The organism is Paenibacillus sp. OSY-SE (genome assembly GCF_000283315.1).
Classification (GTDB): Bacteria; Bacillota; Bacilli; order Paenibacillales; family Paenibacillaceae; genus Paenibacillus_B; species Paenibacillus_B profundus.
In genome coordinates, this window is the sequence record NZ_ALKF01000146.1 from 1 (window position 1) to 15,628 (window position 15,628).

Here is a 15,628-nt window from a genome sequence, read left to right on the forward strand (position 1 = left end):
GTAGCGGAAGATATTTGGCACCTGCTCTTCTTCTGTTAGCGGATTGCCCCAGATGTCGTACGTGTAGCGATTGAGCAAATTCCCCTGAGCGTCGCGGATTTCCGTGACGTCCCCGTGGCCGTTCGTGAAGTAATATTGGAGCCCGCTCTGTCCCGGCACTTGACGGGCCAGCAGCTTGCCACTCGCGTCGTGCACATAAGCCGCCGTTAGGGCAACGGTTCCGTCCGGGTTCACGGTGCCTTCCCCCACGATGAGCGCCCGGTCGTCGTAATAGTAGCGGGTGGTCACGCCGTTCTCGGTGCGCTCGACCATCAGGCCGTCTCCGTTGTAGCGGTAGGAGACCGTTTTTCCTTTTTCTATCGTGACTTGCGTCAAGCGGTTCCGGCTGTCGTAGGTATAGCTCGCGCCTTGGATATCCAGCACCTTGTCGCTCGTTAACGTGCTCCGGTTATCTCTGACATCATACGTGTACTTTTCATTGAACTGGCTCGATGTCTTAATCCGGTTCAACGGGTCGTACGTAAACTGGAACGATGCGCCATTGTCCATCTTGCCCGTTATGTTCCGGTTGTTGTCATAGGTATACCCATACTGGGCGAATGGAGCCTCGCCTTGCTTCTGCTGAATGCCAGTCAATTTCAATCCGTCGTACGCAAATGATTCATTCAGGCCTATTGAGGACTGCAATTGGGATACGCGGTTATACGAGCTATCGTACGTGTAAGTAAATTGGCCGAGCTGTCCCCCTGCTCCATCCAGCACTTTGATATCCCTCGGAATAGACAGGATTGCATTCAGTTCCGTCTGGGCCGTTAAGCGGTACGGTCCTGCAGCAATGGATTGTTCCTTTCGTACCCCGCGTGCATCATAATCGAATGACAGGACCGTCCTATCCGGGTACGTGATGGATGCCAATTCGCCCGACGGATGGTACACGTAGCTTGTCGTCCCCGTCTGATCGGTCATCGCCGTTCGTTTGCCTGCCGCATCGTATGCATACGAAATGGTTTCACCCGCAGCGACGCTGCTGACCAAGAGATTCCGGTTATTATAGCCGAATTGTTGAACTTGCCCTTTCCGATCGATGCTTTTCACCACGTTGCCGTTGCCGTCATAATAGAAACGCTTGCTCTGCTTCATCGGGTTGGTTTGCTCCAACAAACGGCCGATTTCGTCATACCGTTTCTGAACCGTATTGCCGTCCGCGTATTGGACTTGCACCAAATCGCCAGTCAGACTGTAAGAATAACGCGTCGTTTTCCCTACGGCATCCGTTGCGGCGATAAGATGTCCCAACACATCATACTCATATTTCGTTGCGTTGTTATTTCCGTCGTACGCAACCTTGACGTTCCCCGCATAATCGTATTCGTAACGGGCCAATACCACCGCCTGGCCGGATGGCTTGATTTCTTCCTTCTTAATCAACCGGTCCATGACGTCATACGTTTCACGAATGGCATTGTTCGCCCCATCGATCGTCGTCTTCGTATGGGCGGCATCGTCATAGACGATGCGATTCACGCCGTGAATGAAGTTTTCCTGAATGACGCGGTCCCAGGCATCATACTCATATTCGATCCAAGTACTGTTAAACGCCCCTTTTCGAATCACCCGGCCATGCTCATCATACGCATGCGTGGCAACTCCGCGCCCGTTGGTTTCTGAAATAAGATTACCCAAGGGATCGAAGTGCTTCTCGATTTGCAGCCCGTTCGGATCGGTGATGAACATTTTATTTGCATGATCATCATAGACGATCGTCGTTTGGGTCCCATCCGGATTGATTTCGGCGGTTATTCTCCCGAGTTTGTCATACGTATAGGAAGTGCTGTTTCCATTGCCATCCGTATATTTCGACGGGAGACCCATCGCGGGGATATAATCCATCTGGGTAGCAATCGATTCCGCCTGACCTTCCACGTTCGTCACATGGGCCGTTTGCTTGCTCAAAAACAGAGACGGAAACTCTTGGTGCACAACCGTGTCGCCTGCATCGCCCTTTATACGAATCTGAATGGGGTTTCCGGCACTGTCGTACTCATAATGGAGCTGCTGAACGATTGCGCCCTTATAATTCTTGGAGATGACTTGCTTCAGCCCTCCACGATTCTCATCGTAGTCATACTCGGAATGCACGTTCCTATCCCGATCGGCCGGCACGACACTGCTAATCATGCCGAACCGCTTTTTCGGCGACACGATGGTGTACTCATAACGGCTTGTGGCTCCAAGCGGATTCGTCTCCGAAGTGATAAGCCCCCAGTCATTACGGTCATACGTTCGTTCCGTAATGCGAGAAGTGGACGAGTAACTCCCTTGATAATGCGTCTCCTCGATGCGGATCGGATTTGGATTTTTTCGGGCCGTATCATGACTGTAACGAAACACCTGGCTGTTGCTGGTCTTTCGATCCTGAATGACCGTTTTCGTGTTATATAACACCGAAGGGGAGAAGTAATCGGTATACTGTTTCCAGTAGGTATACGTAGTGGTCTTCAATCCGTCGTTTACATTCACAGAGAACGTGAAGTCCCGATCGAAATGCTGCCCGACATCCCCATTGTTATAGTTGAGACTTAATTCATTCATTCGGGTATGGTTGGTTGAACTATAATAGTTGCGGCGCGATTTATACCGCACGTTCTGCTCTTCCGCATACTCCCCGATCTTGCGGTAAATCACATTGTCGAAACCAAATTCTGTAATGGCTTTGGTCGGGTGCTCGATCATCCCCAGCACGACAGCATCGTTATGTCCCCAGAAGATGTTGCGCTCATTGGAATACTCCGGAAATGGGCTATACCCCTCGTGCAAATTAAACTTCAGCCATTTCCAAACGCCATAATCATATTTGGTCGAGCGGCCCAGCGGGTCGAGCACTTCCGTCAAGATATCCTGCTCCCGTATCCGATCCCCCTTTATATCGCTGACTCTCTTTTTCTTATAGATGACCTTTCGATCCCCGGTTTCGATGGAAATTGTATTGTCGCTGTTATAGGAAATAAACATGGCGTTCGTATGGCGGCGATCTTTGGTCGAGCTGGCGATAAGAGACAGCACTTCTCCAACATCCGGTTCGTATTTATACAAAAATTGAATCCAGTTGCCGTCCTTGTCTTCGATTTGCATCAGTTTGCCGGTATGGCTGAAATATTGCCGGGTTCCCGTCTTGTTATTAATAAGTTCATAGGAGGCCCTGCTCCCGGCCTGTGTGGTTTTGTCGGTTGCGCCAAAGTCCAAATCACGGAATGGATACCCGAGCAGACGGTCATTTTCCGATAGGCTGTAGGTGCCAAGACCGGAAATATAGATATAGCCGTAACCGTTCACCCGCTTGATATACGAAATATCCCAGATCCAGCCCTTGCCGAGATGGAATATTTGCTCTTCTTTTGTTTCCCGGGTGCTGTTGCTGTTCCGGGACGGGATGAAGTAAATATCGTCTTTCCCCAAAGAGCTGTCATAAATTCTCCGCAGCGCAAAGTCCAAGCCATTCGGGCCCGGCATGACCAGATCCGTTTCTTCCACGCGCAGCGATCCATCGACGGTTGAAATATGATCGTTCACAGAACCGACGGAATACGGAGCTTGATCCATGCGGATCGGCCGGTTGCGCAGCGCGATTTCATCATAGGGCTGGCTGCTGGAGCGCATCTGCAATCCGTACACCTGATCCGTTACCGTCAGTTCCCTCTTTCCGTATACTTGCTCCGTTACGCTGGTTTGATATACGGCCTCGGCCACGCTTTTCATTCGTTCCTTGTGAGCCACCAGCGGATCGGGAGATGGCTTTGGATAGGTGTGGTTCATGAATTCTTCGTAGTCTTTGCCCTGCCGCTGAGCTTGCAGGCCTTGATAGATTTGATGAAGCTGGTAGCCTCTGAGCAACTCATCTTGCACCCAATCCCGGGTCACGCCAAATCTCTCGGTGAGGGATGTTATGGTAATCAGCTCTTCCGGATTAAGATCTGCGAAGGTTGCTTGAGCCCCATATACATTAGAAGTGACGGATGGTGAATACAAGGGCGGCCCTGCAGAAGAGAAAAACTCTTGCGCCGATGCAACAGGCATTCCAGTTATCGTCAATAGGAATACAAGAATAACGGCAATCCATTTTTTCATGCTCTATCCTCCTAAAAGCGTGATCTTCAGTCGTTTATTTGATTTAGCTGGTTGCGGGCGGCTTGGGCGGTGTTGGCACGCTAATCGGATCGTCCGGCGGCGGACCTGAAGGCATGAAGTGGATAAAGTTTATGAACACTTTGCCTTCCCCGCTCTGGGATTCAGAACGTATGACCGCGTTCACACGGGCCGTTGCCGCATCCTTAGGCACCGCATAACTAGTTGTGCTTTTCGTTACGTATTCATCCCCGGTGACGGAATAATATGTCGGATCCTTGAAGCTTATAAATTGAATTGGCGCGCCATTGCGGTCATAAAATTTGACTGTGACCATGAATATTGCTCCTTTAAGCTGACGCACACTTGCGCCAACCCTTAAATAATATTTCGTGATGTTATTTACAGATAGTTCTTGGCTAATTCCAGCCGCCTCATATCCTCTCAGGTCTTTTGCAGTGATGAGATGAAGCGTTTTTCCATCCATATATTTCAGATCCGCTTGAACTTTCTTCGAATCAGGCGCGATGATCTCCCAACCGTTCACCGTTGGATCATCCTCGCTTCTGTAATCGAACAAGAAGTTGGATAATATCCCCTGGAATGTGCCTAACCGAAATTGCACATTGTCCACATAAATGGTTCCCGCGGCTTCATTACTCAGCGCTTTGATTCCAACCATTAGCGCGGCATAATCCGCTTTCAAGGGCGCTCTTATCGTATCGGATACGGTAATGAATTTGCCTGCCGTCAGATAAGGATGCTGCCGCACCACCTGTCTTTCGATCCATGTCCCGTCTTTCTTGTAAAAGTCGACGGCAATTTCAGCTGCCGCACCGTTGAGCTGTTCGATCTGCACGGCGGCGCTGACATGGTAGGAGACGCTTTGGGTCTCGAATTTTTGTGTCACTCCAAGAAACCCGTCTTTACCGATGCCCGAACCCGACACTTTCACATATTGATTGCGGTTGTTGCGCTGCAACTGAATCTGCGCCTGCCGGACCCGATCCATGGCGCGCTCCCACAAAACCGGCTCTTCCCCGTTACCAACAGTTTGAAAATCGCCGTTTATCAGATCATTGTCGTTATGGCCGACCATAGCGTAGACGCCTCTTATGTTCAATTCCCCGGCGGCCTGATCCCCCTCGGCACGAATTACAATATAGATCATCGCTTGCGTTGCATGTTCCGGAACTTTCGCCCCCGTGCCCGACAACGTTATAAATCCATTCGTGTTAGATGAATAAGACCGTACGATTCTGGGCTTAGTGTAGCCTTTATCCGTGCGATAGGAGGCCAGCAGTTGGATTGTTGCGTTAGTCAAGTTTTTTGCCTCCACGGCGGCCTTCATTTGCAAGACTTGATGGGGGAGAACGGAGATTGGAATCTCTTGTTTTACACCCGCGATCGCATCGCGGCTCATGTTCGAAGCCGTTATTTTTTGATAGTAGTTCGAGCCTGCCTGCATTCTTGCATAGTGCGCGTTAGCCGTTCCTTCCGTTACTTTCAGCCAGTGCGTGCCTAGCTGCTGATCTCCATGCGCAAACACAGCATTTTGCACATTGTTAATGGTCGAGTCTTGAAGCTGGCTGTACCCTTTTCTTTTCCCAACCATGTTCCCGTTGCTATCGTAATTCAGATCGTACGCCTCCTTGCCACCTTCCGTTCTATACAACTGGCCGTTCTGATTGTAATCGTAGCGCACCTCTGCCGCATAAATGGAATGGTTCGTGCCAAGGATGAAGCAGGCAATAAGGGCCACCTTCAACCAACGCTTGAATATCGATCTCATAGTTTCCTCCTTATAAAAGAAATAAATCTCCCAGCATAGTAGACAACGCTTTCATTTTTATTTCTGCCCTTTAAGCCCCTAGCTAACTTGTCCACATCACTCTTTTAATAAGCCCTTTCTTCTGGATTTCAACTAAATAGGTATCCAGTTCTTGGCTTAGTTGGACCACATCATCATCTGTGAAATTTTTTCCTTCCTGAACTGCTTTTATCATTAATAGTCTAGTATTCTCGATTTTTCTGATTAACGTTTCATCCGCCTTGCTAAGTGCCTCGAACATAGTCACACTCTTAATGAAGTAATCAACCGCCTCATTTTGTTTTCCTATTTTGTTGAAATATTTCCCTTTCTTGATATAGTAATGCGCATTTCCATTTTTAATAATAGGATTGGATAAATCTAATTCCATAAACTCTTGTTCACGTTGAAATAATTGATGTGCAGCATGCAGATCATTGTTTGAGAGATAATAAGTAAGGAGTGAGTTCACGATGTTAATCTTGTGGGTAGATGAATCCAAACATTGCTTCAATTGCTCAATAGCTAATTCGATCTTTCCCTTTCTTTCATTAAGTTTGGCTGTCATGAAGTCCACATTCTCTTTGACAAAAGGAAAGTTGAACAAACTGAATGTTTTTAAATACTTCTCTGCTAGTTCATACTGCTTTTGATGAAAATAGGAGGAACATATCAACAAGGTGGAGTACGCCTTAAAGCTGCTCTCATCTTCATCTTCAATGACAGCCCTCTTGCAAATCTCGATACTTTCGCAAAACCTTCTCAAATTGTATGCGTGTACGCCCAGTTTGTAATATAAAGTGACTCGCTCTTCGCTAGATAAGAACTCGACATATTGCAAAACAATTTTACCGGATTCATATGTTTCTTCCAGCTTGCTGAAATCATTTCGTGCCACTAAATACTTATGAAACGTGCCTTGTGCAATGTATGATTGCTTGCTGTGGATTCTGGCATAGGTGATGATAGTATCGAATAACGCGAGTTGAAGTTCGTCTGTACCAGATAGTTGTTGGGTCATGTGAAATAACTTGTGCAGCAAAACGCCGCTCTCTCCATCTTGGGAAGTCAAAAACAGTGACGCTATTTTTGCCGACAATGAACTATCTTGATAGGCAATGGAATCCTGCAGCAATTCGAACAATGTCTCTGAACGGGGATCAGTTAACATAAAATGATCAAGCACTTCATGCAGGGGGATTTGCAGCACAGAAATGATGGGTTGTATCGTTTTGTAATTAAGCTGTTTCATGTTACCATTTTCGATTTTGGAAATGCTTCCTCTATTAATCCCTGATAAATCGGCCAATTTTGTCTGCGTCATTGATCGCTCATTCCGATAGCGTTGAATCAGTTCCCCCAATGTTGAAATCACAGTGCTGACGGAACCCACACCATCACATCCTTAAAATGGAATCACAAACCACCTACACTTTACCATTTCAAGATTGTTATGTAAATCATATTTGCCGCGTAAAAAGAAAAAACAACGCGCATAAAAATCAGCACGTTGTTTTTCGTCCTTTATACACTCAAGGAATTCTCCTGCTTCCGTTCCTGCATCGTCTTCTTGATGAGTATATTTCCCCAATCCGTGCGGTAAAAACGCACCATCAACGATATGCCAAGCACCATCAAATATAAGTACAGCGACATCCATGCGCCGATGCTGCCCCAGTCGAACACATAAATAAACACGTACGCAAGCGGCACGAAAATGAGCCAACTGGTGACGAGCGAAGCGCGCATGAGGAAGGTTGTATCCCCTATGCCCCGCAAAGCGCCCGCATAAAAGTTGTACAGCGCATCGAACAGCTGCAAAAATGCCGAGGTCATAATCAGCACCGCTGCCAGATGGAATACTTCCGGGTCGGTATTGTTGTAGAGCTTCGCAATCGGTTCTGCAAATATGAACTCCGCCGCGCCAAGCAGCAGAATAAATATGGAGCCCATTATGGCAACATCGGTCCCTACGCGCCTGCCTCGCAGCGGATCTCCGCGCCCCACTTCCTGCCCCACCATAATCGTCGCCGTTGAGCCAAAGGCAAACGCCGGCATGAACCCGAAGGCCATCACGTTAAGGGCTATTTCGTTGGCAGCTAGTGCCGTCGTCCCAAGCCGTGCGACGAACATCGTGAAAATAAACATGGACACGCTCATCGAAAATTCCTGCATTCCGAGCTTGAAGCTTTCACTAACGAGCTGCTTCAATTCGCTTAGACGCACCTTCACTCTGGACCGCGTGTTGAATTGCTTATGCTTCCTTACAAAGAACACATACAGCGCCAAAATAATGCCGACGATTTCGCCAATTAATATCGCATAGCCCGCTCCGTTCAGCCCCAGCTCCGGGAACCCGAAATGGCCAAACGTCAACACGTACACCAACGCCACAATCGTAACGTTGCTCGCAATCGACAGTATCATCGAGGTTCTCGTATCACCGATTCCCCGCAAAAAGCCATGCAGCGAGAACGAGACGATGCCGAAGGACTGCGCAAAGATCCGCAATTGCAAGTAGTAGGTTCCCAGATCGGTAATTTCCTTCGAGCCGCTGGCCAAGTATAGGATGTTGTCGGAGAAAAACAAGCCAATCAAGAACAGCAATATGCCGACCGTCACACTAATGTAAAGGGCGATGTAGGTGCGCCGAATCCCGCTTTTCATTTCATTCGCGCCATAGTTCTGGGCAACTAGATAGTTAACGGTATGGCCTATCCCAGAGAATAAGGCGAACGTATTATAAATGATAATGTTAACGACGCCCACAATCGCAATAATGATAGCGCCCAAATGCCCCACCATAATCAGATTAATCGTTCCGATTACCGTCTGCGTCGCAAAGGACAGCAAAGATGGGATCGCTAACAATAAAATACTCTTCCAATTTTTCACTTGAGGTTCCACCTGTCTGCAGCATCAATTCGTGTAAGCGGAATATATCGTACCAGATATTTCATGGACTAGCTACCCTATTTTTCACCGTAAGATCGGGCTGTTCTGAGTTGTTAGCTGTTTAACTGCAGACGTACAGCTCGTATTTGGAGTAGTCGCTCTGTCTGCATTCGAGCGTCAGCTTCGTTCCATGCTCCTCATACTCGGTCGAGAGAATCGTTGCATGCTCGTTCAAGTACGAGACAAGCTGGCCTTGATCGTAAGGAATGAGCATCTCGCATTTTACATAATCTTTGAAAATCCGCTCCCGAATCGCCCCGATAAGCTCATCGATGCCCTGCTTCTGCTTGGCGGCCGTATACACAATGTTATCCTGAGATTGCGGGATATCGCCTTCCTTCAGATCGATTTTATTGTAGGCGTATATCATCGGAATGTCCTCGACGCCAATCGCCTTCAGCGTCTCGTTCGTAATGCGGATGTGCTGCTCGTATTCCGGATTGGAGAAGTCAACGACATGGACGAGCAGCTCCGAATCCTTCACCTCTTCCAGCGTCGAACGGAATGCCTTCACGAGATGATGCGGCAGCTTGCTGACGAAGCCGACCGTATCCGTCAGCAGGAACGTCTTGTTGTCCTCCAGCTCGATATTGCGCACGGACGTCTCCAGCGTGGCGAATAGCATATCTTTTTCAAAGACGAATTTGTCCTTCGTCTCTGTGTACAGTTCCACCAACGCATTCATGACGGTAGACTTGCCCGCATTCGTATAACCAACGAGCGACACGACCGGAACCTCGGTCTTCTTGCGCTTTTTGCGCTGCGTCTGACGGTGGGCGACGAGCACCTCCAGCTCCTTGTTCAGCGCGTTGATTTTCTCCTCGATTCTGCGGCGGTCGAGCTCCAGCTTCTTCTCGCCCGCGCCTCTGTTCTTCGTGCCGACACCGCCGCTCTGACGGCCAAGGGATTCACGCAGGCCAACCAAGCGCGGCAGCATGTATTGCAATTCCGCCACCTCGACCTGCAGCTGCGCTTCTCTCGTTCGCGCCCGATCGCCGAAAATATCTAAAATGAGTATCGTCCGGTCGATAACTTTGCAATCGAGATCGCTTTCCAAGTTGCGAATCTGGGAAGGAGACAGCTCGTCGTTGAAGATGACCATATTAGCCTGGTGCAGCTCCATCAACGCCCTCACGTCCTGAAGCTTGCCGGTGCCGATGTAATGCGACGTATTGACCCTGCTCAGATTCTGCGTCACGACGCCTGCGACTTCCACATCACAGGCAGCAGCCAAGTTGGCAAGCTCCTCCATGGAATATTCGAAATCCGGCTGGTGATTCAAATTGACTCCGGCGAGTATCGCCTTTTGTGGTTCTACGGTAAGTTGTTCCATATGTGATTCCTCCGTTACTTTACTTGTAGATAATGTTCAATTATGCCCCTTATGCTCGCGAGCTTTTCGCGCATAAAGAGGTTGTTCAAGAAATGCTTTTTTAACCTGATTCCATCCTGAGCGTTGAATACCGAATGAACGCAAAAAAACACAGACGTGTCGCCTGTGCTTCGAGTAAACGGAAAAAAAGAGTCGCTGATGCGCGCAGATCAATTACGAACTCGGGTGACAAAACACACTGCATCCGCTGGCGTCAGCCCCTCTGTATGAGGCATAACGAGCGGCGAAGTGGCGATCACCCAATCAGTAATTTGAATACCGTCGATAGATCCATGAGCACCGCCCCGTTGCAGTCCTTGCACTTGTAAGACAAGTCGATTAAAGACGGCAGCAGGCGGAGCGTTCGATCAAGATACTGACGGTACGCGCTTCATCCTTGGCAGGTACTATGTTTTAAGGGCACAAAAAAAGAGGGTCAATTCGTCCTCCCTCTTCTGTCATGCAGTATATAGGGTTCCCTAAAAATAGGCAGACCAATCCCGATTACTCTGCACACAGGCAGAGCCATTGAGCACTATTCAGTTAGTGTCAAAAACGTTCAATCGGATTCTTCCGAAATGGAAGAAGGCTGCCTTATCAATCATTGGGAACCCTCCGTTCTGTAAAAGTTACCATTATCTTAGCACAGCGCAATCGCCAGAGCAAGTGGCCATTTTCACTGTATCCAGCATGGTGTGCGGAGGAGTGGCCACGCGGGAGCGTAATGCAATAGTCACGGGCGGGGCCTAATTCCGGCGCTAAGTGGTGATGTGAAGCCAGCAGCGTGGCGGACATTGCATGGCTTATGAGTGGTGCAACCAGGCATAAGTGGTGCTAGTAGTACGTGTCAGAAAGGCTGAAAAAGGGTGGATGGCAATGAAAAAGGAGCGCCATACGCATTTTGCAGCACAGGTGGAGGTAACTCGCATATTCCACTGGAAATCGTACAGTGAAATGTACAGACTTTACGTCCAAACGGCACTTTGACTGTATTTCGTACAGCGGATTTCACCGATCTATAGAGATTTCCGCTAAATGAGCCCCAATCCACTGGACGAATTCCAATGGAACCTCTCTGCCAAGCTATAACCGTGCTGTTTCATTGGACAGAATCCAATGGAGTCTAGACTATCAACACAGACGAAGCGGTAGTGAGTCTATTCAGCAGATAATATTAAGTGGCTAAATACTCACCTATCGCCTATAAAAAGTCTAAGAGAGCGAGCAGCACATTCAATTCCTCATAGGTACGTTACATACCAAAGAACCGCCCATACGGGCCGCATAGCTAGTTAGGCATTCAATTCCTCATAGGTACGTTACATCCGTCGGTGAAATAAGTCTTTGCGCAGAATGTCTAAACATTCAATTCCTCATAGGTACGTTACATCCCCCGTAAAAAAGCTTTAGTGGCAGCGTTTCCGAAAAAAAGCAACAAAGAAAAACACTATGTATCCCAAAACTATGTAACATAATTATCCTTGATACTATAGGCCATGGTAGCAAAATCGGCTGTCGTCGATCTCCCGGTATTTTTGCGCTATTAGGGGTCGACGACAAGTTCATAGACGAACTCCCTCACCCTTGTTTACCTAAAATTCCCATACCATCCACATTACCTTTTTCACCACGTGCAACCATTTTGCAACCGCTTTCTTATATAATCTGATTGGTGCCGCCATGCGGCGCTTCTTACAACAAAGCGGCTGTACGCCAACCATAATATGTGGACAGCCGCCAATCAAAGGAGGATGTCAATGCATACACGATGTTTGCCTGCCATTGCAGCCGCTGTGCTGCTCCTCTGCGCGCTGCTTGCACCGCTCTCTTCAGTACAGGGAAGCGGGACGAAGCTCGTGCTGGAGCAGACGTATGCGAACGTCAGCAATGGCTGGAGCAAGGTGGAGCGCTGGAAGAACAACAGCCCGCTGTTCGCCGCAGAAGACTATCCAGCAGATGGACGGGGCGATCAGAACGGCCAGCGGCTGACGTTTTTCGGCGGAGTGAAGCAGCCGCATTCCAGCCGCTTCTTGCTCTACTATGCTCCACAGTTCGATACGAATCCGGTGCAGACGCCAATTCTTCTCGTTCATGGCGCCAACGACAACGCCGATCGGGCCTGGGCCAATCCGAACGAGGCCGGTTCCAACGCCTGCGGCGCCGCTGCTTGTCCGGGCACCGGGCTGATGCAATTTTTGGTTAGCAAAGGCTACAAAGTATTTGCGATCAATTTCGGACATAAGCACGGGGATAACTACTATGCCGCCGAACTGATCCATGATGCGATCAACGTCATCAAGGACGTTACGAGCGCAAGCAAGGTCGACGTCATCGGCTGGAGCAAAGGCGCGTTCGCCTCCCGAATGTACGCATCTTCGGTCACAAAAGCAGGCGGCACCCCTTATGCCGGTGACATTCGCAAGTTGATCCTGATCGGCAATCCGAACAAAGGCATGGATTTCATTTTCCGCCATGGCTGGACCTTCAATTTCGGCATTATTCCGGCATGCGGCGGGAATACGAATGCCCCTTCCCCGCATACACGGATGATGTGTTATGGCTTGTGGCGGCATCACCCCGAGCTATCCATTTACGCCACGGCGCAAGGCGACTTTTTCCCGGGCCAGCGGCAAATGTTGGCCAAATGGGCGGATGTCTACCCGCTACCTCTCGATGAGCAGGATTGGTATACGACCTACTATGGCGGTCAAGGATTTTTCACGAGTGGAGACGGCATCGATGCGGCTATACGTCAAGGTTCGCTGGTCAATACGATCTTGGCGGCGGGCATTCCGGCGACAATCGAGACGTATTTGCTGTCGGGCAATCAGAACGACATCTCCGTCATTCATAGTGAGCACACGGGCCCAAGCGATGGCGTCGTCTTCCTCCAAAGTGCAGCCTCTGTTCAAGGCATCGGCAATGTGGCCGGCAATGCAACGGTACGGCACAATCATTTGGAGCTCGGCTGGGCAATGTCTTCAGCTAATCTGATCGAGCAATGGCTCAAGCCACATTGACCCTCAATCATGACCGCTCAATCTTCTGGCATGAACATCTGCTCTGCCCCCTGATAGTTTCCTACTAAAGTTCGAGAAATTTATTTTTCAGCGACAGAAGTATGTGTTAAATATTTGTATATTTATTGAATATATTTCCACAATGGCTGTATAATGGCCGTGTAAGCATATTTTAATGTCTAAGGAGGAATATGATGAAAAAGTTTGTGTTTGCCCTTATTCTGCTCGTGCTGGTGTTGCCTGCCCCTATCAGCGCCCTCGGCCAAGACGACATCATGGACCGCATTCTGGAATTGTATCCGAATGTCACGAAAGAACAGCTTGCATCCGATATTGAATACGCTTCCAGCGTCACGAAGCAATCAAGCGATGCCATCGCCCGCCAAATGTACGAAGAATTAAGCTTGAAAGTTCCCGAGCCGCAAGAGGGCATCTACTCTGCTGACAAAGGTTCAGGCGTGTATCCGCTCGCCTCAAGCAGCAAAGGCGACGTCTTCTTCGAAACCGCCTCAACAGCCGGCATTCCCCATGGCCACGTCGGCATCTATTACACCCCAGACTATATCGTGGAATCCGTGCCCAGCACCGGTGTTCGCAAAGTGAAGCTGATCGACAAGCGCGTCGATAAAGGCTCCAAAATCATTACGCTCAAGAAAGAGCACGCCAGCACGACTGCCAGAGCGCAAGCTGCCGATTGGGCGAACGGCCGTTTGGGTGAAGACTATTCGTATAATTTCGCCACGAACCGGTTGACTTCGTGCACAGGAGACAAGAACTGCTCCAAGCTGGTCTGGTGCGCCTTCAAAGAAAAAGCCAATATCGACATCGATCTGGACGGCGGGCTTGGCGTCTATCCAGTGGATATTCGGGATTCTTCTTTGTTCGTCACCTTGAAAAGTTATTAATTCTTCCGCTTCGAGATGAAATCCATTATGGGAAAACCGTCGCTGCGAGCCGTCACACGATTGTGTCTTTTCATCCTCTTAACGCTCGCCATCACCTGCTTCCTGCTCTCATGCAGCACCAATTCTTCCACCAACCTAGATCAATCCGACCTCCAGCTCGATGAAGCCATGGCCCTTGTCTACTACTCGACTTCCTTAACCAAGGAGTATTACAGCAAGGGAACATCATATTTGCTGTATATCGGCAAGAAAGGAGATATCCGGACCATCGCTGGAGAAGGCCTGGAATGGAACGCTCCCGTCAAGCTTCCCGGTGCCGACAGCCTCGTCGTTCAACGGAAGAACGAGGTACATGTTCAGAACAATGATCTGAAGGCACAGTCATATGCCTCCCCCTGCTCCGTCAGTGCGGGATACCGGCAGATGTCGGGCTATCTTACCGGCAGCAATCAGTATTATTCCCTATTCAATAAGGGCGTTGGTCCAGATTCCGCATACGTCTCCACCTTCCGCTGGGGGGATGCGGGCCATCATTATTGCGAGGAAATCGGAGAATTCGTCGAAGCCCAAGGCAGCGACGAACATGCCGTATATGCCTTGACCTCCAACCACGATACTCTCCAAGGCCTGCATCTGGTCGTACTGAAGCCAGAGAACGGGCGGCTGATTCAATCCAAGTATCCCGTGCGGGACATGTACACCGGCTCGCTGATTGTGCAGAGCGACATGATCTCTTACCAAGATAAGCTGTTCGTCGTCTACTGCACCCGTGCCGATGACGACCGCATCGAGCTTCAAGTCATGGAAATCGACAAGCGCACCCGCGACACCCAAACGTATCCGCTTCATATGTACGGGAAAGAGCCGGATAATGCTTTCTTCTCGCTCAGCGCGAACAGCATCGGCCTCCTGCAGGATACGTTGTATTATGTGGACGGGTACGGGACGATTTTCCCCTTCTCGCTTGAAACCAACACCGTGGGAACTGCCTATTCCCTATCCCGCTTCGAGCGGAAAGCCTACTTGAACGATGAGATGGGCTATGTGCGGGGACCGTATTTCTATCTGTACCGTTTCGACGAAGACAAGCGTACGCACAAAGTGGAAAAATATCAGCTAGCGGACGGTACGTTCGTCTCGGAGTTACAAATTCCTAACTTGAGAGACGTCATCTCACCTGAAGTTTACCTGTATGATTTTCAAATGTTGGGTAATCTGTAAGTGGAAAGGCTGCCTCGGGGTCATAGACCTTGGGGCAGCTTTTTTGTGGAGCCACAGCTTCATTATATTGGTCTAATTTACCAATAGATCAACAGACACTAATTTATGTTTAATAGACATACGCCCCCGTAATTGTGCCATTCGTCAGCCCTTCACCTGCAATACCCAACCGAGAAAATAAAGGAGGAGATCACCCGTAACATATCGCTAATGGGTACACCAA

The 15,628-nt window shown here is 49.2% G+C and carries 8 protein-coding genes; 3 read left to right on the forward strand and 5 right to left on the reverse strand.

The annotated features are described in order from the left end of the window. The 5 genes from A372_RS0104205 to hflX form a co-directional block, all read right to left on the reverse strand. Positions 1 to 4,125 (reverse strand): RHS repeat protein (locus A372_RS0104205; protein ID WP_019419591.1); only part of this gene is annotated, 4,125 nt, incomplete at its 3' end. A 43-nt stretch (positions 4,126 to 4,168) separates the two neighbouring features. After that, entirely contained in the window at positions 4,169 to 5,914 is a 1,746-nt protein-coding gene (locus tag A372_RS0104210) for a hypothetical protein (protein ID WP_019419592.1), read from the reverse strand. 82 nt (positions 5,915 to 5,996) lie between these two features. Continuing rightward, positions 5,997 to 7,325, reverse strand: a complete 1,329-nt coding sequence (locus A372_RS0104215; RefSeq protein ID WP_019419593.1) for an XRE family transcriptional regulator — start codon at positions 7,323 to 7,325, stop codon at positions 5,997 to 5,999. A 131-nt stretch (positions 7,326 to 7,456) separates the two neighbouring features. Continuing rightward, positions 7,457 to 8,827 (reverse strand): MATE family efflux transporter, encoded by a 1,371-nt coding sequence (locus tag A372_RS0104220; protein WP_019419594.1) that lies wholly within the window; start codon positions 8,825 to 8,827, stop codon positions 7,457 to 7,459. Positions 8,828 to 8,948: 121 nt separating this feature from the next. Beyond that, positions 8,949 to 10,220, reverse strand: a complete 1,272-nt coding sequence (hflX, locus tag A372_RS0104225; RefSeq protein ID WP_019419595.1) for a GTPase HflX — start codon at positions 10,218 to 10,220, stop codon at positions 8,949 to 8,951. A gap of 1,796 nt (positions 10,221 to 12,016) precedes the next feature. On the opposite strand from hflX, the gene A372_RS0104230 reads away from it, so the two are divergent. The 3 genes from A372_RS0104230 to A372_RS0104245 all read left to right on the forward strand — a co-directional run bounded on the left by A372_RS0104230 (position 12,017) and on the right by A372_RS0104245 (position 15,405). Beyond that, positions 12,017 to 13,279, forward strand: a complete 1,263-nt coding sequence (locus tag A372_RS0104230; RefSeq protein WP_019419596.1) for an esterase/lipase family protein — start codon at positions 12,017 to 12,019, stop codon at positions 13,277 to 13,279. A gap of 194 nt (positions 13,280 to 13,473) precedes the next feature. Beyond that, a complete protein-coding gene (locus A372_RS0104235; protein WP_019419597.1) occupies positions 13,474 to 14,184 on the forward strand; it encodes a YiiX/YebB-like N1pC/P60 family cysteine hydrolase in 711 nt (236 codons plus the stop codon). 27 nt (positions 14,185 to 14,211) lie between these two features. Continuing rightward, entirely contained in the window at positions 14,212 to 15,405 is a 1,194-nt protein-coding gene (locus A372_RS0104245; protein ID WP_085981965.1) for a hypothetical protein, read from the forward strand. Positions 15,406 to 15,628: the final 223 nt, after the last annotated feature.